General features: G+C 42.7%; 28 protein-coding genes and 4 pseudogenes. 22 read left to right on the top strand and 10 right to left on the bottom strand.

The window, feature by feature from the left end:
- Nucleotides 1-23: 23 nt before the first annotated feature.
- Nucleotides 24-506, bottom strand: coding sequence for a small multi-drug export protein (locus JCM19055_RS21790; protein ID WP_042361338.1), 483 nt, complete (start codon nucleotides 504-506; stop codon nucleotides 24-26).
- 380 nt (nucleotides 507-886) lie between these two features.
- Between JCM19055_RS21790 and JCM19055_RS21785 the strand changes: the two genes are divergently transcribed.
- From JCM19055_RS21785 to JCM19055_RS21765, 6 genes are all read left to right on the top strand, one after another.
- Nucleotides 887-1,858 carry an LPXTG cell wall anchor domain-containing protein gene (locus tag JCM19055_RS21785; RefSeq protein ID WP_042361337.1) on the top strand — a complete coding sequence of 324 codons (972 nt, stop codon included), beginning with the start codon at nucleotides 887-889 and terminating at the stop codon, nucleotides 1,856-1,858.
- Nucleotides 1,859-1,875: 17 nt separating this feature from the next.
- Nucleotides 1,876-2,415, top strand: coding sequence for a class D sortase (locus JCM19055_RS21780; protein WP_265182466.1), 540 nt, complete (start codon nucleotides 1,876-1,878; stop codon nucleotides 2,413-2,415).
- A 295-nt stretch (nucleotides 2,416-2,710) separates the two neighbouring features.
- Nucleotides 2,711-3,442 carry a beta-ketoacyl synthase N-terminal-like domain-containing protein gene (locus tag JCM19055_RS32525; RefSeq protein WP_370543278.1) on the top strand — a complete coding sequence of 244 codons (732 nt, stop codon included), beginning with the start codon at nucleotides 2,711-2,713 and terminating at the stop codon, nucleotides 3,440-3,442.
- Nucleotides 3,439-3,903: a thiolase family protein gene (locus JCM19055_RS32520; RefSeq protein ID WP_370543277.1), complete on the top strand. Its 465-nt coding sequence runs from the start codon at nucleotides 3,439-3,441 to the stop codon at nucleotides 3,901-3,903. Before JCM19055_RS32525 ends, JCM19055_RS32520 begins: the two co-directional genes overlap by 4 nt.
- 1 nt (nucleotide 3,904) lies before the next feature.
- The gene (locus JCM19055_RS21770) at nucleotides 3,905-4,747 is read left to right on the top strand and encodes a 3-hydroxyacyl-CoA dehydrogenase family protein (protein ID WP_042361335.1); all 843 of its coding nucleotides are present in this window, start codon (nucleotides 3,905-3,907) and stop codon (nucleotides 4,745-4,747) included.
- A gap of 85 nt (nucleotides 4,748-4,832) precedes the next feature.
- The gene (locus tag JCM19055_RS21765) at nucleotides 4,833-5,573 is read left to right on the top strand and encodes a sulfite exporter TauE/SafE family protein (RefSeq protein ID WP_042361334.1); all 741 of its coding nucleotides are present in this window, start codon (nucleotides 4,833-4,835) and stop codon (nucleotides 5,571-5,573) included.
- Nucleotides 5,574-5,659: 86 nt separating this feature from the next.
- On the opposite strand, the gene JCM19055_RS21760 is transcribed toward JCM19055_RS21765, so the two are convergent.
- On the bottom strand, nucleotides 5,660-6,202 hold the full coding sequence (locus tag JCM19055_RS21760; protein WP_042361353.1) for a CatB-related O-acetyltransferase: 543 nt from the start codon (nucleotides 6,200-6,202) through the stop codon (nucleotides 5,660-5,662).
- Between the two features lie 104 nt (nucleotides 6,203-6,306).
- Here JCM19055_RS21760 and JCM19055_RS32515 point away from each other — a divergent pair, with 104 nt between their 5' ends.
- From JCM19055_RS32515 to JCM19055_RS30800, 6 genes and pseudogenes are all read left to right on the top strand, one after another.
- Nucleotides 6,307-6,786: an N-acetylmuramic acid 6-phosphate etherase gene (locus tag JCM19055_RS32515; RefSeq protein ID WP_370543276.1), complete on the top strand. Its 480-nt coding sequence runs from the start codon at nucleotides 6,307-6,309 to the stop codon at nucleotides 6,784-6,786.
- Between the two features lie 4 nt (nucleotides 6,787-6,790).
- A complete protein-coding gene (locus JCM19055_RS32510) occupies nucleotides 6,791-7,207 on the top strand; it encodes a hypothetical protein (protein WP_370543280.1) in 417 nt (138 codons plus the stop codon).
- Nucleotides 7,208-7,312: 105 nt separating this feature from the next.
- A pseudogene (locus JCM19055_RS21750) lies at nucleotides 7,313-10,350 on the top strand (efflux RND transporter permease subunit).
- Nucleotides 10,351-10,545: 195 nt separating this feature from the next.
- The gene (locus JCM19055_RS21740) at nucleotides 10,546-10,896 is read left to right on the top strand and encodes a hypothetical protein (protein ID WP_042361326.1); all 351 of its coding nucleotides are present in this window, start codon (nucleotides 10,546-10,548) and stop codon (nucleotides 10,894-10,896) included.
- Between the two features lie 5 nt (nucleotides 10,897-10,901).
- Entirely contained in the window at nucleotides 10,902-11,093 is a 192-nt protein-coding gene (locus JCM19055_RS21735) for a hypothetical protein (protein ID WP_152550023.1), read from the top strand.
- 187 nt (nucleotides 11,094-11,280) lie between these two features.
- Nucleotides 11,281-11,662, top strand: a pseudogene (locus JCM19055_RS30800) (VanZ family protein).
- Here the strand turns inward: JCM19055_RS30800 and JCM19055_RS30795 are convergent.
- Both JCM19055_RS30795 and JCM19055_RS30790 read right to left on the bottom strand, forming a co-directional pair.
- Nucleotides 11,652-11,936: a VTT domain-containing protein gene (locus JCM19055_RS30795; protein ID WP_265182463.1), complete on the bottom strand. Its 285-nt coding sequence runs from the start codon at nucleotides 11,934-11,936 to the stop codon at nucleotides 11,652-11,654. The pseudogene JCM19055_RS30800 and the gene JCM19055_RS30795 sit on opposite strands and share 11 nt — an antisense overlap.
- Before the next feature lie 29 nt (nucleotides 11,937-11,965).
- Nucleotides 11,966-12,271: a hypothetical protein gene (locus JCM19055_RS30790; RefSeq protein WP_265182462.1), complete on the bottom strand. Its 306-nt coding sequence runs from the start codon at nucleotides 12,269-12,271 to the stop codon at nucleotides 11,966-11,968.
- Between the two features lie 79 nt (nucleotides 12,272-12,350).
- Between JCM19055_RS30790 and JCM19055_RS21715 the strand changes: the two genes are divergently transcribed.
- Nucleotides 12,351-13,019: a peptidylprolyl isomerase gene (locus tag JCM19055_RS21715; RefSeq protein ID WP_265182461.1), complete on the top strand. Its 669-nt coding sequence runs from the start codon at nucleotides 12,351-12,353 to the stop codon at nucleotides 13,017-13,019.
- 136 nt (nucleotides 13,020-13,155) lie between these two features.
- Here JCM19055_RS21715 and JCM19055_RS25990 read toward each other — a convergent pair whose 3' ends face one another.
- Both JCM19055_RS25990 and JCM19055_RS21710 read right to left on the bottom strand, forming a co-directional pair.
- Nucleotides 13,156-13,320 carry a TetR family transcriptional regulator C-terminal domain-containing protein gene (locus tag JCM19055_RS25990; protein WP_265182460.1) on the bottom strand — a complete coding sequence of 55 codons (165 nt, stop codon included), beginning with the start codon at nucleotides 13,318-13,320 and terminating at the stop codon, nucleotides 13,156-13,158.
- Nucleotides 13,295-13,633: a TetR/AcrR family transcriptional regulator gene (locus JCM19055_RS21710; RefSeq protein WP_052366650.1), complete on the bottom strand. Its 339-nt coding sequence runs from the start codon at nucleotides 13,631-13,633 to the stop codon at nucleotides 13,295-13,297. The genes JCM19055_RS25990 and JCM19055_RS21710 overlap by 26 nt, the downstream gene beginning before the upstream one ends.
- Before the next feature lie 86 nt (nucleotides 13,634-13,719).
- Here JCM19055_RS21710 and JCM19055_RS32505 point away from each other — a divergent pair, with 86 nt between their 5' ends.
- The 4 genes and pseudogenes from JCM19055_RS32505 (at nucleotide 13,720) to JCM19055_RS30780 (ending at nucleotide 16,092) form a co-directional block, all read left to right on the top strand.
- Entirely contained in the window at nucleotides 13,720-14,019 is a 300-nt protein-coding gene (locus JCM19055_RS32505; protein ID WP_370543275.1) for an MFS transporter, read from the top strand.
- On the top strand, nucleotides 13,955-14,932 hold the full coding sequence (locus JCM19055_RS21705; protein ID WP_370543274.1) for an MFS transporter: 978 nt from the start codon (nucleotides 13,955-13,957) through the stop codon (nucleotides 14,930-14,932). The genes JCM19055_RS32505 and JCM19055_RS21705 overlap by 65 nt, the downstream gene beginning before the upstream one ends.
- Nucleotides 14,933-14,992: 60 nt before the next feature.
- A pseudogene (locus tag JCM19055_RS30785) lies at nucleotides 14,993-15,655 on the top strand (NADH:flavin oxidoreductase); the annotation flags it as partial.
- A gap of 218 nt (nucleotides 15,656-15,873) precedes the next feature.
- The gene (locus tag JCM19055_RS30780; RefSeq protein ID WP_370543279.1) at nucleotides 15,874-16,092 is read left to right on the top strand and encodes a hypothetical protein; all 219 of its coding nucleotides are present in this window, start codon (nucleotides 15,874-15,876) and stop codon (nucleotides 16,090-16,092) included.
- A 15-nt stretch (nucleotides 16,093-16,107) separates the two neighbouring features.
- Here the strand turns inward: JCM19055_RS30780 and JCM19055_RS21695 are convergent, their stop codons facing one another.
- Together JCM19055_RS21695 and JCM19055_RS21690 are read right to left on the bottom strand one after the other, a co-directional pair.
- Nucleotides 16,108-16,854 carry a hypothetical protein gene (locus tag JCM19055_RS21695; protein WP_042361321.1) on the bottom strand — a complete coding sequence of 249 codons (747 nt, stop codon included), beginning with the start codon at nucleotides 16,852-16,854 and terminating at the stop codon, nucleotides 16,108-16,110.
- A gap of 147 nt (nucleotides 16,855-17,001) precedes the next feature.
- Complete coding sequence (locus JCM19055_RS21690; RefSeq protein WP_081833892.1) at nucleotides 17,002-18,237, bottom strand: PstS family phosphate ABC transporter substrate-binding protein; 1,236 nt, start codon at nucleotides 18,235-18,237, stop codon at nucleotides 17,002-17,004.
- Between the two features lie 65 nt (nucleotides 18,238-18,302).
- Between JCM19055_RS21690 and JCM19055_RS21685 the strand changes: the two are divergent.
- Nucleotides 18,303-19,074: pseudogene (locus JCM19055_RS21685) on the top strand (GTP pyrophosphokinase family protein).
- Nucleotides 19,075-19,091: 17 nt separating this feature from the next.
- Here the strand turns inward: JCM19055_RS21685 and JCM19055_RS30775 are convergent.
- Nucleotides 19,092-19,847 carry a Na+/H+ antiporter NhaC family protein gene (locus tag JCM19055_RS30775; RefSeq protein WP_265182459.1) on the bottom strand — a complete coding sequence of 252 codons (756 nt, stop codon included), beginning with the start codon at nucleotides 19,845-19,847 and terminating at the stop codon, nucleotides 19,092-19,094.
- A complete protein-coding gene (locus JCM19055_RS30770; RefSeq protein ID WP_052366649.1) occupies nucleotides 19,736-20,638 on the bottom strand; it encodes a Na+/H+ antiporter NhaC family protein in 903 nt (300 codons plus the stop codon). The genes JCM19055_RS30775 and JCM19055_RS30770 overlap by 112 nt, the downstream gene beginning before the upstream one ends.
- Before the next feature lie 159 nt (nucleotides 20,639-20,797).
- On the opposite strand from JCM19055_RS30770, the gene JCM19055_RS21670 reads away from it, so the two are divergent.
- From JCM19055_RS21670 to JCM19055_RS21655, 4 genes are read left to right on the top strand one after another with little or no spacing between them, the layout of a single operon-like run.
- Nucleotides 20,798-21,844 carry a low specificity L-threonine aldolase gene (locus JCM19055_RS21670; protein WP_042361318.1) on the top strand — a complete coding sequence of 349 codons (1,047 nt, stop codon included), beginning with the start codon at nucleotides 20,798-20,800 and terminating at the stop codon, nucleotides 21,842-21,844.
- Nucleotides 21,841-22,278 (top strand): DinB family protein, encoded by a 438-nt coding sequence (locus JCM19055_RS21665; RefSeq protein WP_152550022.1) that lies wholly within the window; start codon nucleotides 21,841-21,843, stop codon nucleotides 22,276-22,278. Before JCM19055_RS21670 ends, JCM19055_RS21665 begins: the two co-directional genes overlap by 4 nt.
- 11 nt (nucleotides 22,279-22,289) lie before the next feature.
- On the top strand, nucleotides 22,290-22,907 hold the full coding sequence (locus JCM19055_RS21660; RefSeq protein WP_042361314.1) for a futalosine hydrolase: 618 nt from the start codon (nucleotides 22,290-22,292) through the stop codon (nucleotides 22,905-22,907).
- Nucleotides 22,904-23,740 carry a 1,4-dihydroxy-6-naphthoate synthase gene (locus tag JCM19055_RS21655; RefSeq protein ID WP_042361312.1) on the top strand — a complete coding sequence of 279 codons (837 nt, stop codon included), beginning with the start codon at nucleotides 22,904-22,906 and terminating at the stop codon, nucleotides 23,738-23,740. Before JCM19055_RS21660 ends, JCM19055_RS21655 begins: the two co-directional genes overlap by 4 nt.
- The last annotated feature ends 186 nt before the right edge of the window (nucleotides 23,741-23,926 follow it).

The raw sequence follows: 23,926 nt of genomic DNA, 5'->3' as shown, positions 1-23,926 counted from the left end.
CCTTTGTGGTTCTTCTACCGTGTTTAGCTGATTCCAACAAACCCACCAAATGCAGCACCGACGATAACCCAGAGAAGAATACTGATTGTATGCCAGAAGATCACACGTTTCTTATCCGCGCCTGCAGCAAGGGAGATAAATGCCGCAATATGACCAGATGCAATTGCAGGGGCAATAATTGCAAGACCTGGTACACCGTACTTTTCGTACGTCTCTTGTGCCTTTTTCGCACGTCCTTGAATAAATCCGCCACTTTTACCAGAATTACGTTTGCGTAACCACGTGAACAGTGCGTTGAACGGGATGATGACAAGCATAACAGAGATCCAGTTCCCGACGAAGCTCGCAATTGCAGATGTTACAGCTGACACACCGATAAATGACCCAACAAATGATCCGAAAAATCCTTCTAGAAATGGAATGACTCCGATGAGAGCAATCCCAAGGTGTTGTAAGAGAGGATTCATTTCCATGAGATTTATAATAAAGTCTTGTAAAAGTTCCATTGTAAATTCACTCCTTAAGTGATGAAGTATCTTGATTACGTTTAGTATACGGGGGCTATTTCGATTATCGGTATGTTTCGTTTAAGAAGGTACGCTTTGTGTCATAAAGCGTCGTAGTACGTATGAAACGTCCAATTAAGACGCTTCGTAACATGGTGGATGTCGTGAAACGTCCAAACCTTGTCGCGAAGCGTCCGGCATCTTAATAAAAATGTATTTTTTTTATTTTTCAAAAAAAGCAGTGACTTTTTATGGAAAATCATTATACTAAGATCAGCTTTACATTTCTGTACCACTAACTCATGGGAAGAAGGAAAAAGAAGATGAGAAGAAGCAGTCTTCGCGGTGTGGATTACAAACGTAGGTTACATACGGGGAGGATGCGTAAGAGTCGTCATTTGCGCAATGTTATTGCGTTGTCGGCACTTGCAGCAACAACATTTGCTGTAACAGATGGATTGGCACAAGCAGAGTCTGAAACTGTAGAGCAAGAGGCAAACGTCATTGAAGAAACGGTTTTAGAAAACGACGTCGAATTCGCACTAGAAGGCATTGACGTTGAACTTGTTCATGAAGTTGAAGAAGGTGAAGGTACAGAAATTGTTCTTGAGTCAGATCAAGAAGAGCCACTTGTCTTAGACGAGGAAGCGGAAGTAGACGAACCTGTTGTAGATGAGGAAGAGAGCAACACGGAAGAGTCAACTGAAGAAGTACCAGATGTGGAAGAAGAGCAACCGGTTGAAGACGTGCCAAGTGTGGAAGAAGAACAACCCGTTGAGGAAGCGCCAGTCGTAGACGACGAAGTAGAAGCGGGAACACCAATAGATCAAGATCAAACAAAACCAAAACCGCCGTTTGATGGTGAGTGGGAATTTGTTGAAGTGGAATATGGATTTTGGATTCCGACAGGACCAGTTCCAACTGAATTTACAGAAGCGGATGCAGAGAAGTGGATCGCTTACCTTGATTCATTAACTGAAGAAGAGATCTGGATTTGGATCGACCTCATTAGTGATGAATGGTTTTTTTACATTATTGAATTAATTGATTGGTACTTCGATGAAGAATGGTTGATCGAGATCCCTGAAGAAGAATGCAATGAAGGTGGTGCCGTGACACCAACGACACCAGTTGAAAAACCACCAGTGAAAGAAGTAACACAAGTAAAGCATGTTGAAAAAGAGGCTGGGCCGGTCCTGAAGAAATCAAGTGATACGTCTAAAGCGAGTACAACGGGTGAAAAGCTTCCAGATACTTCTACTGATATGTACAACGTCGGTTTTGCTGGGTTACTCGCATTACTTGCAGGAGTGGCGATGAGGTTCCGTCGTAAATCAACGCCAGAATCGTGAGGCGAGTAGTCAGTATTGTGTTCATCATCGTTGGGGTTGTATTGCTGAGTGTTGCAACGTACGACTATATGACAACGAAAGTGAGCACTGACCAAGCGATTAGTCGTGCTGCTGAAGTGGTAGGAGAGTCAAAAGAGATAGAAAAGGTGGAAGCATTCCAACCTGAGCTTGGGGAGCCTGTAGGTGTGTTAACTATTCCGAAGCTCGACGTCTCATTGCCGATTATTGAAGGGACAGAAGAAGAAATGCTTGCGAAAGGTGTTGGGCATTTTACGTCTACAGCTTGGCCGTCTGAGGGGGAACAAATTCTTCTGTCAGGCCATCGGGATACCGTGTTTAAGAACTTTGGCGAGCTTGAAGTCGGCGACGTATTTATCGTTGACCTTTCATACGGTACGTTTGAATATGAAATGCGTTCGCATACGATCGTAGACAAAGATGACAAATCGATTATTCGAGAGATGGGTGAGGAAGTGTTAACCTTATCCACATGTTATCCATTTCACCTTTTGGGCGCTGCGCCTGAACGCTATGTCATTTATGCTGAACCTATGTAATTATGAAAAGCGACTGTCAATAGGCAGTCGCTTTTTTATAGAGTGAAAGTTATCAATTCAGAACTTTCATTTTTTTTGTTATAATCAATATAACCGTAGTATTCGCTACGGATATATTGGAATGACAAAAAGGATAGAAGATGCAGAGTCACTTCAAAAGCGAAGGTCACGTGATGATGAAATACGTATAAATCACACTATCTGAAAGAGCTGGAAGTCACTTCACTTTATCCCATTTACATAATACGTAGACAGTAATGCCCTAACTCTAGAAGTCGATGAAGGAGCGAATGAAATGAAACGTGAAGATGTCGTTATTGTTCAAGCAGTTCGTACTGCAATTGGTCGTGCAGGTGGAAGTCTTAAAGGAGTGAACAGTGGTCATTTAGCTTCTGCTGTTATTGAAAGCGCTATTATGAAGGGTGGAATTGAAAGTCATAACGTTGATGAAGTCATTATGGGTGAAGTGCGACCAATGACAGAATCTTCGAATGTGGCAAGGGTTGCAGCTCTTCGAGCAGGGGTGCAGGAAGAAGCAACTGCGTTTACTGTAAATCGTCTTTGTGCTTCAGGGATGCAAGCGATCGGTTCGGCAGTTCAACAGATTACGTTTGGTCAAGCTGAAGTCATTATAGCTGGAGGGACAGAGAACTTAAGTCAGGCACCGATTTATTTGCGTAATTCTAGGTACGGTGAAGGGAATCCTCACCTTGTAGACTCAAATTTGGAAGCGGGTCAGCAACCACAAGAAATGTATGGCAAAGACTTAGGCATGGGAATGACGGCAGAGAACGTTGCTGAGCAATACAAGGTTAGTCGAGAAGACCAAGATGCGTTTGCGTTAGAAAGCCAACGCCGTGCCAAAGATGCGATTGAGTCGGGTCGTTTCAAAGATGAGATTATTCCAATTGAAGTGAAAGAACGAAAGCGGAGCTTTACGTTTGACGTTGATGAGCATCCGAGAGAAACGACGCTAGAGAAATTAGCAAGCTTACGGCCAGCATTTAAAAAAAAGACGGCAGTGTGACAGCAGGAAATGCTTGCGGAAGAAATGACGGCGCAGCTGCAGTGATGCTGATGACGAGAGGCAAAGCACAAGCACTTGGGTTAAAGCCACTTGCAACTGTTGTTGACTGGGCAACAGCTGGTGTGTCACCAAATGTGATGGGAATTGGTCCTGTACCTGCTGTTCAGAAACTACTCGCTCGTACGAAGTTACAAAAAGAAGACATTGGTGTATGGGAATTAAATGAGGCATTTGCTTCTCAAGCACTTGCAGTCATTCGTGAATTAGGAATACGAGAAGAAGATGTAAATCGAAACGGTGGAGGAATTGCACTAGGTCATCCACTCGGTGCAACAGGTGCAAGAATTACGATTTCATTGTTACATGAAATGATTCGTTCTGATGAAACGTACGGTGTGTCTACGCTTTGCGTCGGTGGTGGTCAAGGAATGGCAATGTTACTGAAAAAGGAAGTGAACTAACATGAGTACGATTGCGGTCATTGGAGCAGGAACGATGGGGCGAGGCATTGCCTATACCGCAGCCATACAAGGGTTTGCTGTTCAACTTTACGATGTGTATGAAGATGCTCTTGAACGTGCCAAAGTGGAAATTGAACGCTTAGGAGCGAAAAGCGTTGAACGTGGCTATTTAAAAGAAGAAGAACGAGAACGGTTGCAGACGATTACGTACAATGGCTCGTTACAACATGCAGTCGAATCAGCTGACGTAGTGATTGAAGCGGTATTGGAAGAGATGAGTTTGAAGCTCTCTGTTTTCAAAGAGTTGGATAAGTATGCACCAGCTCATGCGATTTTAGCAACGAATACATCGACGTTAAGCCCAACGGAAATTGGTGCGAATACGAGTCGGCCAGATAAAGTGATTGCGATGCATTTCTTTAATCCAGTTCATCGCATGAAGTTAATTGAGATTATACGTGGCTTAGACACGTCCGATGAAACCGTGAATACGATTGAAGTGATCGGTCGTGAGTTAGGCAAAGAAACGGTCATCGTCAATGAGTTCCCTGGGTTTGTGACGAGTCGAATGAACTGCCTCATCGGAAATGAAGCAATGAACATGCTTATGGAAGGCGTGGCATCAGCTGAAGATATTGATAAAGCAATCAAGCTCGGTCTTAATCATCCGATGGGACCACTTGAACTTGCGGACCTTGTCGGTCTAGATAGCCGTCTTCGAAATATGAATGCGTTACACCGAGCGCTTGGTGAAAAGTATCGTCCGTGCCCGATCTTAGAGAAGTACGTAAAGGCGGGGAGACTCGGTAAGAAGTCCGGTCAAGGATTTTACACATATGAGTAACGGTATGAAAGATTCCTAACATGAAAGGTTAGGAATCTTTTCTATGCTAAAATAAAGAAAACATCACAGATTTGAGCTGATATGCATGATTGAGTTTTTGATCATATTTCTCATTGTACTCGTCGGAGCTATTGTTCAAGGGATTAGTGGATTTGGAATTGGGCTTGTTATGATGGCCTTTTTACCTCTATTTCTTACGGTAAAAGAAAGCACGTTACTCGTTATTTCATTACTTATTATCGCAGCGGTCACAGTCATTATAAAAAACTATCAATATATTGAATGGAAAAGTGTCCGAAAGATTTTTATTTTTGCGCTCTTAGGTCGGATCGTTGCTTTCTTTATTCTCACAAGTTACGGAGATTTAGACATTTTACAGCTATACTTAGGCTTGTTTTTAATTGGCATGGTCATCTTCATGTTTATGCGTGAAAGATCTGCGGGTCCAAAAGATCAAGACGTGACGATGATTCAGACCGTGACGTTAGGTTTCTTCGGTGGGTTTATCGGAGGATTGTTCGGTGTGGGTGGACCGTTTTTCGTCTTTTATTTTCTGATGGTATTTGCATCAAATAAATTCAAGTATCTTGCTAACGTGCAATTTGTAACGTTACTCGTAAGTACATTTTCAATTAGCTTACATGCGATCAATGGCGACTTTAACGTTGATTTTATTGGATATTTTCTAGTCGGAACGGTTGCAGTTGTGATTGGAACAATTCTTGGTTTAAAGCTATTTGCGGTCGTCAATCAAATGTGGGTGCGCCGTTTTGCGATGATTCTCGTACTCGTTGCTGCACTGAACTTAATTCTATTTTCGGCATAACGTGTTCTAGTGATGGGGTGTTGAACATAGAGTGAAAACAAATCTGCTTAGAGCACAACGTTCTTAGCAGATTTTTGTTTCATCTGTTAGTTATACAATTCAATAAAACGCTCAATATCTTGATTTAATAAATAAGGCATTGCTTCAGAGATCTTATCATCTTCCCATGACCACCAAGAGATTTGTTCTAGTGCTTGAATGACGTGATCATCAAATCGTTTACGAATAAGTTTAGCTGGATTGCCACCGACAACGGAATAAGGAGGAACGTCCTTCGTTACGTTGCTAAAGGCTGCTATGATTGCGCCATTACCGATGGTTACACCTGACAAGATGGATGCTCCCATTGCAATCCATACGTCGTGTCCGATCGTGACGTTTCCTTTTGATTGTGGATGACCGATGTGGTGTTTATGTGGATCAAGAACAGAGAAAGGATAGGTTGTTACCCAATCACTTCGATGTTCGCCACCAAGTAGAATTTTCACATCACTTGATATTGAGCAATAATTGCCGATGGAAAGTTTCGTACCCTCTCCCCAAGAAAAGACTTGAAAGTTCGTTGCAGCGTACGTTCCTTTTCCGATGTTGTACCCTGAAAGGTCTGGTCTCAGTCGCAATTCATGGATCACCTTCTCATCACCTCTGTGTAGCTTATGTACTTGTATACCACTCGGTATAGTTACTTGTGTACAGGTCATTGAAATTTTTTTTATGAAAAGGAAGTGTACAAATGAAGAGGCCCAAGCTCGTTACTGAAGGTCGCAATTCCCGTTCTGAAAACATTGATCGACAATCGGTCGAAGAAATACTTGAAACGATTAATGCTGAGGATCAACAAGTTCCTGTCTCCATTGCAAAACATACCCAGGTGATTGCTGAGATTGTGAAAACAGTCGTTGCCCAAATGAAACAGGGTGGACGTTTATTTTATGTAGGAGCAGGAACGAGTGGGAGAATTGGGGTGTTGGATGCTTCTGAAATTCCACCAACGTATGGCACAAGTCCAGAACTCGTTCAAGCCATTATTGCAGGTGGCGAGCAGGCTGTTTTTCGTGCCATAGAAAACGTAGAAGACAACGAAGCACTCGGATCCGAAGAGATCGTTAGTCGTCACATCACATCAGCAGATGTGGTAATGGGAATTACAGCAAGTGGTGGTGCGTCTTACGTGATTGGTGCTTTAAAAAAAAGCTCAAGAATTAGGTGCTAAAACGATTGCCTTTACGAATAATCAAAATGCCCCATTACACGAGTATGGTGATCACGTACTTGCCATTGATGTAGGTCCAGAAGTGGTGATGGGTTCAACGCGAATGAAGGCAGGTACTTCTCAAAAGCTCGTGTTGAATATGATTACGACAGCTACAATGATTCAATTAGGGAAAGTGTATGAGAACTTAATGGTAGACGTACAACCGGTAAATAAGAAACTCATTGAGAGAAGTAAAGCGATGATTCAATACGCAACAGACTGTGATGAGCAACAGGCAGATCTACTCTTTAAAACGTCTGGAAAAAAACCAAAGGTAGCGATTGTGATGGGGTTGTTACAAGTTTCAAAGGATGAAGCGGAACAACTTTTAGAGAAAAATGGTGGGTACATTTACCGAGTCGTAGATGATGATCAATAAACGATTAACTTCGTTATAAACGTTAGGCTTACTAGAAAAAGGTTTAGTTATGGACAAAATGCGGGTATACTTCTGCGATGAGTGCAAATAGAAAAGGGGAAGTTTATGAAATGGTTAATTAATCGACCGAAGATCACGCTATTATTCTTTCTAATGCTTACAATCGTCGGTGCGATCAGTTTCTCTCAATTGCCGCAGCGGGAGATTCCAGAATTTTCACCTCCAATTGGTCAGGTGACGACGGTTTATCCTGGAAGTACAGCGGAAGAAATTGAGCAACAGATTACCGTTCCAATCGAGAACGAACTGCAACAATACGATGAGATTGAATCGTTTGAATCGGTGTCAGCACCGGGACTTTCTTTACTTACGATTGAACTCGACGAAAGTGTCGAGAACACGTCGGTCGTTTGGAATGAGCTTAGTCAAAGCATTCAAAGTGTGTCAGGGCAGTTTCCTGATGCAAGTATGAGTCCAAGCTTCAATACGAGTGTAGGCGATCAAGGACTAGCTACATATCATATTCTTTTCTCAGATGAAGAAGAGCGCGCTGCGATTGAAGATGTGTTGGATCGTGCTGCAGATGACATTCGAAGCTATCCAGATCTTGTTGGCCTTGATGTCCAAGGTTCAGTAGAGCAAGAAGTCGCTGTGAACTTAGATGCAGACTTGTTAGAAGAAAACGGTCTGACTTTTGGACAAGTAATCGGCGCATTAAACGGTGAAGTTGAATTAACACCAATCGGTGAATGGCAAGATGATAACCAAGTCTTTCCTGTGGATTTGAACAATTACGCAACCGTTGAGGAAATGAATGAGGTTCCGATTGGCGTTGACGATGAAGGTGAGCTGTTACGCTTACAAGACGTTGGCGAAATGACAGTTCAATGGATGGAACAAGAGGAGTCCGTTCATTATGAAGGCGAATCCTCAATAGCCTTAACGTTCACACTTGCTTCCGGTAGCAGTGTGCCAGAAGCACAGGCTCAACTCGACACTTTTGTCGATCAAATAAATGAGGCCTTGCCATCTGGCACAGAAGCGAACTTGTTGTACACACAAGCAGACTTAGTTTCTGAACTCTTTTTAGATTTAGCGATTTCGTTCCTTATTGCAGTTGCTGCAGTACTGTTCGTTTGTTCACTTGGCTTACGTCCTGGTTCAGCACTGAGCGTTGCGATTGCTATACCGATTTCATTAAGTATCGGTTCGATCATCATGCCGTTTTTAGGTGTCGGTCTAAACCAGATTTCTTTAATTGGCTATATTATCGTACTAGCGATTTTGGTTGATGACGGTATTGTCGTAAACGACAACATCGAGCGTCAATTACGTGAAGGGAAAAGTCCGAAAGAGGCCGCGTATAAAGGAACGAAAGAAGTGTTCTGGTCGGTTGTCACATCAACCATTGTTGTTGTGTTCACGTTTTTCCCAATCTTGTTCTTACCTGGTGGCGCTGGGGAATTTATTCGACCATTACCACTCGTGCTTATCGGAGCAATTATTGCTTCAACGCTCGTAAGCTTGTTAATTATACCGATCTATCGACTGTGGAGAGAGAAGAAACGACCTGAAGATAAAGAACGTAAACCTGCAGGACTTCTTGGATCATGGTTTGAAAAAGCATCGGCGGGCTATCGAACTAAAATTATGGAAAGAGTCGTAAGGCGACCATTTTTCGTTGCATTTGGTGGATTAGCAATCGGTACAGCAGCTTTTCTATTGATTCCATTCATTCCGATTGAATTCTTCCCAGACTCGGACCGTGAGGAAGTCTTTATTGAAGCTTCACTTGCGAACGGTACGCCATTAGAAGAAAGTGAAGAGTACTCGAAGTCGGTTGAAGCATGGCTCGCTGATGAAAGCTTCGTTGACTCGGTCTCAAGCTTTACGGGTACGAACATTCCTCGACTTTTTGGTAGCGATGGGGGAGGAGAGGAAAGTGAGAACCTCGTTAACTTCCTTATTTATATAAATAAAGAAGATATTGAAGCGCGTGAGGCAATGAATTATTGGAGCGAACAGCTGCCTGATGAGTTCCCAGAACTAGAATCCTATGAAGTATCCATTATTGAATCAGGACCACCAGTAGGTGCACCGATTGCTGTTGAGATCTCTGGTGATTCCATTACAGATTTAATGGATACGAGCAGTGAAGTACAATCAATTCTTCTAAACACAGAAGGGTTGTCAACGTTGATGATGACGTTGGAACAGCTGTTAATTCTTATCAAGTTGAACTGGACCGAGATGAATTAGAAGACAACAACATCACAGCGAGTGAAGTGAGCGAAATGCTCGCCGCGATCGGTGAAGGAGTCCCATTAGGTGATTTTGACGTTGATGGTGATTTACTTGATTGGCAATTGTACATTGAAGGAGATGAACTTGACCTACTTGAAACGATGACGCTTGAAGGAATGACGGATGAAGTTGCGTTAAGTGAGTTCGTAACGATTGATGAAGAGTCAATTCAGCCGAGAATTCCACGAAAAGATGGAGAACGTATGATTACAGTACGGGCATTTCCTGGGGATGCTAGTGCGGATGACATTATTGCTCAAGTAGAAGAAGAGATTGCTGCCTTAGAAGATGACGCTGTTGCGATTAACATCGGAGGCGAAACAGCAGAGCGGACCGACGTGTTTATTCAAATCGGTCAAATCTTTATTGTCGTCGTGTTTCTGATCTTTATCGTCATGCTCATTCAATTTTATTCCATTAGTATTCCATTTATTATTTTAAGTGGTGTCTATCTCGCTTTTTCAGGTGCGATGATCGGACTATTTATTACTCAGACAGGTCTTGGTTTTATGTCGCTTATGGGTGGCGTAAGTTTAGCAGGGATTGTTGTAAGAAATGGGATCGTCTTGATTGAGTTTATTGAACAGAGACGAAAAGAAGGGCTAGGTGCTCGGGATGCAGTTATTCTTGCTGCGGAACAACGATTCCGACCTGTCGTTCTCACGTCATTAACGACGATTGCTGGCTTAATGCCAGTCGCTTTAGGAAATAGCACGCTCTTCCAACCGCTTGGAATTACGATCGTATCAGGTGCGCTGTTCTCAGCGGTTCTGACATTACTCGTCGTTCCAGCACTTTACCTCGTGCGTGAGCGAATGAAAACAGGAAGCATTTCTTAATGGGTGTAATTAAGAGAATAAAGTAAACGAAAACGTTAAAACGTCAGAATAGGCGTTTTACGTTTTTTGTTTCTGGGTATGTAGTAGTTATCGGGGTGATTCGATGACAGAGACACCAAGAGAGCAGACCACACATGAGCGCACGTTAACGTTGCGCGGTGGGTTTTACCTCATGTTGCTCGGCTCGTATTCGTTTTGTTGACGCTGCTTAACCCAGTGTATGTACAAACCGACGCACTCTTGTTTTTACTAGGTAGTTATTTTCTGGTGATGGGTTCAATATTCTTTTTGATTGTTGAGCCCTTATCTACACCAGAGCGAAAGGAATTACGTGCGCTCAACATTGTGAACGCGTTTGGTCTTGTTCTTACGATTGCATTATTTGTGTATCATGCGATGACGTTTCAGATGACAGGGTTTGGTATTACGGTAACGAGTTTACTCGTTCTTTTATGGATTGCTGCTTTTATGCTGATCCGCCGTCAAACCCAGAACAAAGAAGAGTACATGAATGTAGAAAAACAAGATCAAAGTGAAAGCAGGTGAATACGATGAGTAGTTTTAAATATGAACTTGTCAACTTTACGCGAGAAGGCATGGAGCTTAAGAATACGTGGATTCGAATGTCTGAACAAGAGAAAACGATGGCAATGAAAGATTATCCGTTCGATAAGCCATTTGAAGAAGTGATTGACGATTTAATTCGTTGGCGTGAAACGCTCGATAAAAATGATAACTTGTAGAATTAAAACCGACTTCTCTGGATGATGGAGAGGTCGGTTTGTCTTTTGTCCATGTACATGAGTTGAGGTTGCCAAGCATAGGCTAGTGTACAGTCTCATTCGTGGAGTGGGTAAGTATGAATCGGAGTTTTGCATGGGTCATGTTTAGCCTGTATATCGTGGCTGTTCTGTATATTACGATGTTTGCATGGAATTACGGGGCTTCATTAGGCCAGATGGTCCGGGTGGAAGGCATTACAACCTCATTCCATTTCGAAGTATCTATCGAATTGGTGTGTTTAGTCCTGATGTTATTGATCCGATCAAAATTCTAATTGGAAATGTTCTTCTGTTCGTTCCGTTTGGGTTTTTTTGTACCTTATCTTTTAAAGAAATTACGATCACTTTGGAAAGTGATCGTAATTAGCGTTTTGTTCTCATTAAGTATTGAATTGTATCAGTTCTCGTTTACATTTCGAGTGGCGGACGTGGATGATCTGATCTTAAATACCGCAGGTGCAATCATTGGATATGGTTGTTATCGAATCTTTACGTTTACTCAAAAACGTGTTCATGTTTTCAAAGTGTAGCGGACGAAAAAAAACGGTAGCCTGCATAGACGAGTAAAAGGAACAATCCATAGAAAATTGCAACATAAATAAGGCCGATAGGGTTCGTGACGATCGTACTTCCTACCGTTGCAAATAGAATCATAGAAGGGATTTTCCCAATCGATGAGGCCATGGTATACGTAAGAAAACCGACGCGACTTAACGCACTATAGACGTTGACGATAATGGAAGGGACGATTGGAATGAGTCGTGTTAAGAAGATCGTCATAAAGGCGTTACGCTCAAATAACAAATTGAGCTTAGAAAGTGTCGTATAGCGATTTAGAATGCGTTGACCGAGTCTTGATAGCCATAACGAATAAAGACAAACATGACGATTGAAGCAAGTGAAGATCCAATCCAAGTAACGAGACTACCAAGGTAAGGTCCATATATAGCACCTAGTATTCCTCCGATAATTGGGTAAGGAATGACTGGGAATAGGGAAAGTAATGTCGCAATCAATGCGGTGAGTAGAATTGATTCTGTACCGCCTGCATCCAGCCAAGCAGCGAACGATTCACCATATAAAAGGGCTACTAAGAATAGAGTTAAAAGTACTACAAAAACTAAAGTTTTTCGTAACATGCGGTCACCTCACGTTTATTCTATCAAATTTTTGATAGAATAGATGCGTACGATCTAATGACAAATGAGGGTGAGTAATGTGCGGAAAAAATGGATGCAAGTAATGGGGATCGCACCATTATTAGTGCTTGCGGCTTGTGGTACTGCAGAGGAAGAAGGTCTTGATGAATCTTCAGGTGATGAAGACGTTGCCCAAGATGAAGCTGATCAAGAGGAACCTGAAGAATCTTCAGCTGACACGGACACCGAAGTGGATCGTAGCGATGCCATTGAGGCAGTTATGGTTATGGAGGGCGGCGGAGAAGTTGTTCTTGAGTTGTATCCGAATAACGCGCCAGAAACAGTTGAGAACTTCGTTACACTTGCAGAAGATGGTTTTTATGACGGTTTAACGTTCCATCGCATCATACCTGGTTTTATGGTCCAAGGTGGAGATCCTGAAGGTTCAGGACAAGGAGGTTCACCAGACACGATCTCTGGAGAATTTGCTGCCAATGACTTTGACAACCCGTTGGATCATACAGAAGGTGTCATTTCAATGGCAAGAACACCAGATCCGAACTCAGCGAGTTCACAATTCTTCATTATGGTCGGCGACCATCCATCCCTAGATGGTGAGTATGCTGCATTTGGAGAAGTGACTAGTGGGATGGAAGTTGTTGAAGATATTGCTGCTACTGAGGTTTCTGGAGAGACACCTGTTGAAGGTGAAGTACCAATCATTGAAACGATTACAATTGAATCGTGACGAACATGGACTCATAGGTCGAGCTGGCCTATGAGTTTTTTTATGGTTCTCAACTTATAAACTTCGTAAGATCAGCGAGGCCGCTTTGCGATACGTTTTAATACGGTCTTCAATGGATTCCTCACTCATATAAATCTCAACCCCGGTAAAAAAATGCGCCAGCTAAAAAGCTAATTTCAGCAGGGTCTTCAATTGTCCATTCTCCTTGCTCATGACCGAGTCTAAGTAGATCTTCAAAACATCGGTTATATTGATCGTTTATTTCGATAACCTGTTCATAAATCTCTTTGGACACAGCCATTCGTGCATAGAATTCCCCAGCAGCAACGCGTAGCGGATCGTAAGCATCTTTTTTTGGCGTTATAATCTGCAAAGGCATACAGCTTCTCTTCCGCCGTCGTATAATTTTGTTCTTCTTTGTGCCATTCTTCGGACCAAGATTGATTGTCTTCTTTTAATATTCTAAGGAATAAAGCGTCTTTGTTTTTGAAATGATGATAGAGATTACCTTTACTACTGTTTGAAGCTTTGACGATGTCATTCATTGACGTTTCTTTAAAACCCTTTTCGATAAAGAGCTGTTTCGCTGATTCGATAATAACTTTTTCCTTCATAAAATCTTCTCCTTGACGGTAATCGATTTCTGTCATATAGTATAGACCGACCGTTCGGTCTGTGTAAAGAGTAAGGAGTGAAAATGATGCCTGAAGAAATGCCTTTAATGCGCAATCGTACATTTGTATTAATGTTCATCGCGGGTATTTTTGCTGTTGTTGGTTTTAGTATGTTTTTGACCACTGTATCGTGGTTCGCAGTGACAGAGATGGATTCGGCAATGGCAGTCGGTTTAGTATTAATGGCAGCGACCATTCCCCGGTTAGTTATGATGGTTTTTGGTGGGGTTGTTGCTGATAAATATAAAAAAAACGACGATTATGTTTATTACGAACCTAACTCAAGGGGTTCTTTTATTTGTTTTGTACTTGTTTGTGGCAAATGACAACTTGACGTTAACGATTTTATTAATTTTAGCAGGTCTATTTGGTATGCTTGATGCTTTCTTTGGACCGGCAAGTACGTCACTCATTCCAAAGATTGTTGCGAAAAAGCAATTGCAACGAGCAAATGCCGTTTTCCAAGGTGCAGACCAAATCTCATTTATTATCGGTCCAATCATTGCAGGTTTAATGATGGAAACGGTAAGTATTGCAGGAAGTTTTCTTGTAGCGACGATTCTCGTGTTTTTCTCAGCGATCTTTATTTTCCCACCGCTCATTAAAGAAGCAGCAGTCGGGGAGAGAATCTCTCAAAGTCCGTTACAAGACTTGAAAGATGGTTTTCATTATGTCCGTAGTTCGAACTTTTTACTAATTGGACTTGTCGTCTTAATTACCTTGAATTTCTTCGTGTTTGGTGCGCTACACGTCGCGATCCCACTCCTTGTTGACACACATGGGGGTTCACCGTTGAACTTAAGCTTTATGGAAGCAAGTCTAGGAGTTGGGATGCTTTTAGGGAGTATTATTCTTGGTGCGTATACGATTAAACGACGTCGTGGTGCGATGACCTTATACGGTTTACTTGCTTCTCTCGTTTTGTTTATCATTTTTGCACTCGTCCCAAGCTTAACGTGGTTGACGATCTTTATTTTCTTCATCGGTTTTTCAATGGTGTTTGTTTATATTCCGTTCTTTACAGTTGCTCAGGAGAATACAGATGGCCACATTATGGGTCGAGTGATGAGCATTATTTTTCTAGCTATGAACGGGTTTGATCCCGTTTCATACGGTCTTGTAACTGGACTCGTTGCAACAGGCGTATCTGTGCAACTCGTCTTATTTGGCCTTGGTGTTGCAGGATTACTCATATGGTTTATCGTGTTCCTACGAGCAAAGCAGTTTAGAGAGGTTTAAAACAATATAGAATCAGGTAAGTGTGTAGGAGAACCTTAAGGAAAGCATAGGTGATGAGTAGTGTCCAAGTTATTCGATCAAGGAAAGATTGGTAATCATATTCTAAGCAATCGATATATTGTAGCCCCGATGACGCGAGTAAGCGCCGAAGAAGACGGCACGCCGAATGAACGAATGCACAAGTATTATGAGCGATTTGCAAAGGGAGGCTTTGCTGCGGTTATTACTGAAGGAGTCTATCCTGATACGATGCATAGCCAAGCGTATCGTTATCAAGGTGGTTTAGCGACTGAAAAGCATGCAACTGCCTGGGCACCAATCGTTAAAAGCGTCAAAGAGCATGGTGCTTTAATGATTGCTCAGCTCATGCACGGTGGTGCACAAACACAAGGAAACTATTATACAGACGAAACGGTCGCTCCTTCGGAATTCTCACCACCATCAGATAAGGTTGAAGTTTATTACGGAAGTGGTCCGTTCCCTACAGCAAAAGCGTTAACGGTCGAAGATATGAAGCAAGTACGAGAGGGATTTGTGCAGTCAGCTCTTTTCGCACAACAAGCAGACTTTAGTGGCGTAGAACTTCACGGCGCAAATGGTTACTTGCTTGATGAGTTCTTGTCAGAAGTAAGCAATCACCGTGAAGATGAGTACGGAGGCAGTGTGTTAAATCGTGTTCGGTTCTTAAAAGAAATCATTGCCGACGTTCGCAAAGCGGTTGGCGATACGATGATGCTCGGTATTCGGATCTCTCAACTTAAAGCAACAAACGGTTCATACAAGTGGCCAGGTGGCGAAGAGGATGCAAAGATCATTTTTAGCGAACTTGGAAAAACGAGTGTCGACTATATTCACATCTCTGACGATGATGCCTCCACACCTGGATTTGGTGAAGGTACGAAAACGATGGCAGAAGCTGCGAAGCGTATAGCAATAAGCCAATTATTACGTGTGGTGACCTTGGTGATCCAAAGAAAGCATCACGAGTTCTTGAACAAGACCAAGCTGATTTTATCGGAGTTGCTAGACAAGCACTCGCGAATCCAGATACCCCAAAACGTGTACAAAATGAACAGCCGCTTGATGAGTTTAACGGCAAAGCAATTATGACACCGCAAGCGTATGTAAAGGATTTTGAACTTAATTATGAGCAAGAGTAGGAAAAGCAAAGGTCATTATGGCCTTTGCTTTTTTTCGAGGTGAACGCTAGTAATGATGTCAGGCACAGAATCGTTTTGCGCATAAAACGTAAGTCGATGCTCATCATCTTCATATGTGGCTGAATGAACGAGCATTTCATGATCATAAGAAAGGCGCACGGGTCCGTACGCTGCAAAAACCTCATCAAACATGCTGTGAACGCCAACGCCAACTTCTGTTTGAGCACCACTTACTGAACTATAAATACTCGTCACGTCGTTATTGCTCGTCACAATCGTTAACTGTCGATCGATGGCTTCATCCATCGTATCCGCATAAATGCGTGTTCCTTGTGACCATTCTTCATCTGGAATTTCAACTAAATGATCGTATGTTGTGATCTCTTCATATAAGGAATAGGATCCTAATGTAAGCCCTGTATGTTGAATAGATAATACGGGATTTGTGACGTAGCTTGTGATCATAAATGATGTTGCAATCATCATGATACTTCCGACGCCTATTGGGATCATTCGAAATCGTGTGAACGTCGTAAAATAGACAGAACAAACGAAAGCAATGATTGGAATTGTAAATAAGCTACTTAACATAAATAAATCAATGGAGTAGTAAGGGTCATAGGCAGTCAATGAATAGACGTACACGCCAATCCCCACCATCATTAGATACGAACTACTTCCTGCCACAGCCATTGCTAGGCGCTTAGCGGTCGGTAAAGGCTGCCATTGACGGCGAAACAGCAGCCAAACACGAACGCTCATGATGACCCCAACAAATGCCCCAATCAGCAAAATGATCGGAAAGAAGAAGACTGCCAATAGGATTGAAGTTAGCGAAACGATGATAAAAAGTGCAGCATTTGCAAAAAAACAAACTTAGAGATCCGATCATCGGTGTTCGCATCCGATTCATTGTTCCGATTCTCCTTCAACGAGTGGCGCATAACCTGTTTTTTCAATTAGTTCCTGTCCCTCGGGTCCTGTCATCCATTCAATTAGTTGGTGCACTTCCTCTGTTTCTTCTCCTTGACGAGTGATCGCATAAAAATCAGCTGTAATCGGGTACGTCCCAGCCGCAATGTTTTCTTTTGACGGGTCAATGTCATTCACTTCAAGTAAGCGAATGCCGTCTGTTTTGTTCATTTCTGTCACGTAGTAACGAAATGAGAAACCGATCGCGTTTTGGTGATTTCGGTAGTCCGATGTTTCTTGTAAGATGCCACCCATTCCGCTGATTAATTGTTCAGATGGTGGCTCCATAAGCGCACGATCGCCCATTAGTCGTTGCAAGGCGGTTTGAGAGCCGCTGCCTTCTGGTCGTTGAAAGGCTTGTATCGTACCACTTGCCGCGCTTACTTCATTCCAATTCGTTACCTCACCTGCGTATATATCTTGAATTTGTTCAAGTGTCAGGGAGTGAACGTTTTGCTCTTGATTTACGAAAAAGACAAACGCTTCTCGTCCAATCGGTGTTAATTCAAATTCTACGCTTTGTTCTTCAGCTGTTTGTCGTTGTTGCTCTGAAGGAGCTGGAGTGAAAATAATATCAACGTCGCCGTAAATAAGGCTATCAAACGCGGTCGGCGTATTGGTCATACGTACAGCGCTTGAGTGTGAATCATATGTTGCTTCTGGGTAAACCGCTTCTGCGAAAGCAGCGTAAACCGGATAAAGAGCTGTTGAACCGTCTAGAACTGGAAGGTTTCGCTCGAGTGACAACGATGATTCTTCCTCTAATGTGGCAAGTCGATCGTTATTGTCAAACGGCTGGTAAATCGAGACGTCCACTTCACTGTCGGAAATGGTCTCGAGCTGTGCAGTTTGATAGGCGTTGAATTCGAAAATTCCGACGATTGCAAGTGCGATTACGAGTGATGCACCAAGCCCAATCCATCGAATTTTTGATGTTAACATGTCAAAATATGTACTGATCATTAGTGCGAAAAGTATGACCATTGTTCCTAGAAATACATACCAATAAAAAAGCGGTTGACCCGTAATTAGAAGCGTAATGCTCCCTACAACAGTAAAGAGAAATGCAAGAAATAGAATGCCAATGACCGCCATAATCTTAGTGAAAAGCTGTCCCATATTGTCCCCCTCATCGCTCGTAAAGCACTCTAAGTGTAGTGCTCGATAAAGCATGCGTCAATAAGGAAGTTGAACTTTCTAGAGGAGAACATTATTCTAGTAACAGGAGGACGAGCTAAATGGAACATTCACAACAGACATTTCCAGTCGACCCAGCTGTTTTAAAGAAAATGAAAACTGAACTTACCCGGTTTATGATGACGTACAAATTCGCATTGGATGAGATGGATACGAAGATCAACATTCTGCAAGAAGAATTCCAATATGTTCATGATTACAATCCTATTGAGCATATTTCAACGCGATTAAAGTCACCAGAAAGCATTCTAGAAAAAGCACAACGAAAAAAAATTGCCGTTAAACTTGGCGACAATTCGTAATGAATTAAACGATATCGCAGGCATTCGAATCAATTGTTCGTTTCAAAAAGATATCTATAAAATTAAAGATATGTTAAGTGCGCACCAAGACTTGCGTGTCGTTGAAGTGAAAGATTACATTCAAGCACCAAAAGAGAATGGATACCGTAGTTTGCATTTGATTGCAGAATTACCGGTCTATATGTCAGATCGGGTTGAGCATGTTGCGGTCGAAATTCAGATTCGAACCGTAGCAATGGATTTCTGGGCGAGCCTTGAACACAAGATCTTTTACAAATTTGGTGAAGTCGTACCGAATGACATGCGCCATGAATTAAAAGAAGTGGCGGATATTGCAGCACAATTGGATACGCGCATGGAAGGTCTTCATAGAAGGTCTGAACAACATAAGGAACAATATTATGCACGAGAATCGATGAAGTCTCTTCAAGTCGATCAAAAGCAGTTTGCATTACCTGAACGATTGCTACAAGCATTATCAAACACAAACGAAACCCCGAATGACAAGTGAGTCATCCGGGGTTTTTATTATTCAGGTGTATAGCGAGGGATATTCTGCCCCCAAAGCTTGGTCAAGGTGTAGGCGGCAAGTGTCGTTAAGATAAGGCCCACGAGTAGGGCAATCCACCATGTACCGGTAACACCAGCAATAAAGAATGAGATGATGCCGGTAATTCCAACTGTAATCGCATATGGAAGTTGTGTATTAACGTGGTCCATATGGTCACTGGCAGAACCTGCTGATGATAATACCGACGTGTCAGAAATTGGTGAGCAGTGGTCGCCAAAGATTCCTCCACTTAAAACAGCAGCAATGGCTAACGGCAACGCAATATCCATTGAAACAGCTAGTGGAATCGCAATAGGAATCATAATTGCAAACGTTCCATAAGACGTTCCGGTCGTGAATGCAATGATCGCTCCTGCAATAAAGATAAGAACTGGAATTAACGCAGGTGTCAGACTGGATTGTTCAGCGAGCTGTACGAGGAATTGGTCGGTCCCAACTTCAGCCGATACTGAACCGATAGACCAAGCGAGAATTAGGATAACAAAGACGAGCATCATGCCTTTAATCCCTTTCATCACGAGGTGAATCGCTTCAATAAATGTGAACATCTTCTGTGAGACACCCATGAGCAAAGCGACGATAATTGCTGCAAATGCAGCCATTAGAATCGACATTCCACCGTCAGCTTCACCAATCGCAACGACAAAGCTGTTTTCAGGATAATTCCCTGTCCATAAGAAAAGAGGTGGAATAAGTGCGAGTAACACGAGCATTGGCACGACAAGGTTGCGAATTTGGGTGTGTCTGTAGCTGGTTGGGCAGCTGTAATCTCATCTGCTGCTGGAGGTTGTCCACCATCGCGAATGAGCTTCCCTGTTTTGACTGCACGTAGCTCAGCTTTTGCCATCGGACCATAATCAAAGCGTAAGAAAATTACGATGAAAACAGTAAAAATGGCAAGGATCGCGTAATAGTTAAATGGAATTGTAGCAAGGTACATGAGGTATTCGCTTCGATCTATGTCCATGCGAACAAACTCGGTTCCGATTAGTCCCATCACGTATACAACCCATGTTGAAACAGGCACAAGTAGGCAAGTTGGTGCAGACGTGGAATCAACAATATAAGCTAATTTCTCGCGAGAGATGCGTAGCTTATCTGTGATGGAACGCATCACACTACCTACGGTTAATGCATTAAAATAATCATCAATAAAAAGAGAAAGTCCTAACAATCCTGTTGAGGCTTGAGCCCCTTTTCGTGAACGAATCCGATTTGCAAATGCGTTGGCAAGCGCTTGTGCGCCTCCTGTCGTTTGAAACACGACAATTAAAACACCGAATAGCCCACAATAAATCAATACATTTGCGTTCCATTCATCGCCAAGTGCTGGAATGATGAACTGCTCAAAGCTAGCATATAACCCAAGCAGAGGGTTCCAACCATTTATCATCGTCGCCCCGACAAATACACCAGCAAACAATGCAGGTACGACGTTACGTGTAAGGATCGCAAGAATAATAGCCACAACTGGTGGCAAGAGTGCAAGAATACCAAACTCCATACGCGTGACTCCTAACTATCATTTTTGTCCATTAGTGCATTATAAACGACAACGACTCAAGATGCACGACAATCTTAATGGATAGCAGAACCTTCCTATTAAACGCAGATTTTACTGATGATTTTGAGTATAATGAGTACAAAAGTGAGGAGGGTTACGATGATTGATTTAAGAAGTGACACAGTCACAAAGCCGACCGAATCGATGAGAGTAGCGATGGTCGATGCAGTTGTTGGTGATGACGTGTATGAAGAAGACCCGACCGTGAACGATCTCGAAGAATATACAGCAAAGCTATTAGGGAAAGAAGCAGCGTTACTCGTGACGAGCGGTACACAAGGTAATCAAATTGCAGTGTTGACTCATTGTGCATTAGGAAGCGAAGTCATTATGGAGCAAGAAAGTCATCTGTTTCATTATGAAGGCGCTGCAATATCAGCGTTTGCTGGTGTACAACCGCGCACCATATTAGGTGATCGCGGATTTATTGCCCAAGCAGATTTGGAAGCAGCGATTCGCTCAGAAGATGTCCATGCACCAGAAACCGGGCTCATTTGTGTTGAGAACACACACAATCGCCACGGGGGAGCAATCATTACCCCTGAGCAAACGAAAGAGATGACGGACGTTGCAAAACATTACGGCATACCGACACACTTAGATGGAGCAAGACTGTTTAATGCAAGTGTTGCTTTAGGTGTCGATATAAAAGAATTATCAGAGCCATTTACGAGTGTGCAAATCTGCTTGTCTAAAGGTCTCGGAGCACCGATTGGTTCTATTATTGCGGGAGACAAAGCTTTTATTAAGAAAGCACGTAAATGGCGTAAACGCCTTGGTGGTGGTATGAGACAGGCTGGAGTAATCGCAGCACCAGGTAAGATTGCCTTAACAAGTATGGTTGAGCGGTTGAAAGATGATCACACTCATGCACAGTTTATCGCAAAAGCGGTAGAAGAAATAAGAGGACTAACTGTGGGTAATCAAGTGGACACGAACATTGTTTTACTCAATACGACTCAGTTATCATGTACTGCACAAGAATTTGTGAACCATTTATATACAGCAGGTGTAAAAGCGAATACGTTTGGCCCTCAAACCGTTCGTATAATCACTCATAAAGATCTTTCCAATGATGAGATTGAGAAAGCGATTGATAAACTGCGTCAAGTAGCAAGTTATTTTGAAACGGAGGCTTCAACGTGATGACAGAAGAGGGGTATGTGTATGCAGCATCACTAAATGATGAGCTCACACACGTTATTCCAACCGAATGGTATGATACAATTTTAATTGAAAGCATAGGGACGCCAAGACAATGGTTTCATCATTTAATACGGGTACGAGAAGTATACCGAAGGTCTTTATTTACGGGTGAAGTTGTCTTTCCAGGAAAACCGATTCCAGATGACATTGACGTAACAACAATGCTAAAAGCAAGCAGTGAGCGTCTAGCGGAAGCGTTTATGTATTCAGAGCGGATGTCTGTGAAGTACGATGGCAAAACGATGTCAATTTCTGAGTTGATTTCGACTGCTATTCAGCATGAAGGAATTCATACCGGACAATATTACGTCGCACTAAAACACGCTGGGCTTGATGTTCCAAAGCGGTGGCAACAGGATTGGGCAATGAGTTAGGAGAGAACCATATGCGTAGAATTTTAATAATGACTGCAGTTGAAGCTGAGCGAGAAGCCGTAAAAGCAGGATTACGTGAAAATGTTAATGTGACGGTTGAGCTTGCGGGTGTCGGGCCTGCACAAGCAGCCGCTCGTACCGCCATTCAACTAGCTAAACAAAACTATGACCTTGTGATTAACGCAGGCATTGCAGGTGGATTTAGAGAGAAAGTACAATTGGAAGACATTGTCGTCTCAACGATCATTCAGGCAGCTGATTTGGGTGCTGACACAGGAGAGCAATTTATCCCAGTTGAAGAGCTTGGCTTTGGTTCATCAAGCATTGAATGTTTAAGAAATGAAGTGGATCGCTTTCGTGAACTGGAGAATGTATTTACAGGTAGGATTATTACGAAATCGACGGTGACAGGTACAGACGAAGAAGCAAAGCGTTTGCAAATAAGGTATGAAGATGCGGTTGCAGAAGGAATGGAAGGCTTTGGAGTTGCGACTGCAGCGGAAGAGTTTGGTGTACCTGTCCTTGAAGTTCGTGCCATATCGAATTACATAGGAAAACGCGAACGTGACAAATGGAAAATAAAAGAAGCATTGGCTTCATTGAAACAAGTGATGGAGGTTGTACGATGAAAATTGCCTATTCACCATGTCCAAACGATACGTATGTGTTTCATGCACTTACACATCAGCTTATTGAAAATACGCCAACGTTTGACGTCTCCTATGCAGACATTGACGTGACGAATACGTGGGCGATTGAAGGAGATCCTCATGAGCATGATGTGATGAAGATCTCGTTTGCGGCACTGCCGTATGTCTTAGATGAGTATCAACTGCTGTCATGTGGAGGAGCACTTGGACGTGGTTGTGGTCCTCTTCTACTTACGAAAGAAGAAACAAGCCCACAAACCTTATCTGCAAAACGTGTAGCAGTACCAAGTGATCGTTCAACAGCGTACATGTTGTTCAGATTATGGGCACGTCAGAAGATTGATGCTAACATTAAAGAAATTGTTGTCATGCCATTTCATGACATTATGCCAGCTGTTCAAGCCGGAACCGTTGATGCAGGCCTAGTCATTCATGAAGCACGATTTACGTATCAAGAGTATGGCTTACACAAACTGGTCGATTTAGGCGAGTGGTGGGAAGAAGATACAGGCGCACCCATTCCGTTAGGGGCGATCATTGCGAAGAAAGGACTAGATCATGAACAGATTGAGTCTTGGATTCGCCAGTCCGTTGACTATGCGAATGAGCATCCTGAGTCTTCGAAAGACTACGTCATGGAACATGCGCAAGAAATGAGCGAAGACGTCGCACGTTCACACATTGATCTTTACGTGAACGAATTTACGAAAGACTTAGGGGTCGACGGCTACAAAGCGATTCGCGAATTGCTGCTTCGGGCAGCGGATGAAGGGATCGTTCCTAAGCCCGATTTAAGTGGAATTAGTCGTTAAAAAAAGCAGGGGTAGTGGCTCTTAGTTGTGGGTGTTGCCTTCGAAAATGCAACATAAAACCTTAGAATCGCTTCATAGACGAACCGAACCCGAAATTAAAACGGTCTTTACACATAAACAGAGTTGATCTCTGCTTTTTTTCATGTGTAAAGACATATGATATGATGATTCAAACGTTTGAACGAA

This window comes from Geomicrobium sp. JCM 19055, from assembly GCF_000698185.1.
GTDB classification, from domain to species: domain Bacteria; phylum Bacillota; class Bacilli; order Bacillales; family Marinococcaceae; genus Geomicrobium_A; species Geomicrobium_A sediminis.
Note: the sequence above shows the minus strand (reverse complement) of the source record. Positions and strands in the feature narration are given on the sequence as shown.

Excerpts from the sequence above, each read along its gene's own strand:
- JCM19055_RS21710 (WP_052366650.1), bottom strand. The coding sequence starts at position 13,633 with ATGAAGGAAAAAGTTATTATCGAATCAGCGAAACAGCTCTTTATCGAA.
- JCM19055_RS21660 (WP_042361314.1), top strand. The coding sequence starts at position 22,290 with ATGCGTAGAATTTTAATAATGACTGCAGTTGAAGCTGAGCGAGAAGCC.
- JCM19055_RS21735 (WP_152550023.1), top strand. The coding sequence starts at position 10,902 with ATGAGTAGTTTTAAATATGAACTTGTCAACTTTACGCGAGAAGGCATG.
- JCM19055_RS32515 (WP_370543276.1), top strand. The coding sequence starts at position 6,307 with ATGAAGAGGCCCAAGCTCGTTACTGAAGGTCGCAATTCCCGTTCTGAA.
- JCM19055_RS32525 (WP_370543278.1), top strand. The coding sequence starts at position 2,711 with ATGAAACGTGAAGATGTCGTTATTGTTCAAGCAGTTCGTACTGCAATT.
- JCM19055_RS21790 (WP_042361338.1), bottom strand. The coding sequence starts at position 506 with ATGGAACTTTTACAAGACTTTATTATAAATCTCATGGAAATGAATCCT.
- JCM19055_RS32505 (WP_370543275.1), top strand. The coding sequence starts at position 13,720 with ATGCCTGAAGAAATGCCTTTAATGCGCAATCGTACATTTGTATTAATG.
- JCM19055_RS21670 (WP_042361318.1), top strand. The coding sequence starts at position 20,798 with ATGATTGATTTAAGAAGTGACACAGTCACAAAGCCGACCGAATCGATG.
- JCM19055_RS21785 (WP_042361337.1), top strand. The coding sequence starts at position 887 with ATGCGTAAGAGTCGTCATTTGCGCAATGTTATTGCGTTGTCGGCACTT.
- JCM19055_RS21770 (WP_042361335.1), top strand. The coding sequence starts at position 3,905 with ATGAGTACGATTGCGGTCATTGGAGCAGGAACGATGGGGCGAGGCATT.
- JCM19055_RS30770 (WP_052366649.1), bottom strand. The coding sequence starts at position 20,638 with ATGGAGTTTGGTATTCTTGCACTCTTGCCACCAGTTGTGGCTATTATT.
- JCM19055_RS21705 (WP_370543274.1), top strand. The coding sequence starts at position 13,955 with ATGTTTATTACGAACCTAACTCAAGGGGTTCTTTTATTTGTTTTGTAC.
- JCM19055_RS25990 (WP_265182460.1), bottom strand. The coding sequence starts at position 13,320 with ATGGCTGTGTCCAAAGAGATTTATGAACAGGTTATCGAAATAAACGAT.
- JCM19055_RS21695 (WP_042361321.1), bottom strand. The coding sequence starts at position 16,854 with ATGAGCGTTCGTGTTTGGCTGCTGTTTCGCCGTCAATGGCAGCCTTTA.
- JCM19055_RS21765 (WP_042361334.1), top strand. The coding sequence starts at position 4,833 with ATGATTGAGTTTTTGATCATATTTCTCATTGTACTCGTCGGAGCTATT.
- JCM19055_RS21655 (WP_042361312.1), top strand. The coding sequence starts at position 22,904 with ATGAAAATTGCCTATTCACCATGTCCAAACGATACGTATGTGTTTCAT.
- JCM19055_RS21690 (WP_081833892.1), bottom strand. The coding sequence starts at position 18,237 with ATGCTTTATCGAGCACTACACTTAGAGTGCTTTACGAGCGATGAGGGG.
- JCM19055_RS30790 (WP_265182462.1), bottom strand. The coding sequence starts at position 12,271 with ATGTTACGAAAAACTTTAGTTTTTGTAGTACTTTTAACTCTATTCTTA.
- JCM19055_RS30775 (WP_265182459.1), bottom strand. The coding sequence starts at position 19,847 with ATGCTCGTGTTACTCGCACTTATTCCACCTCTTTTCTTATGGACAGGG.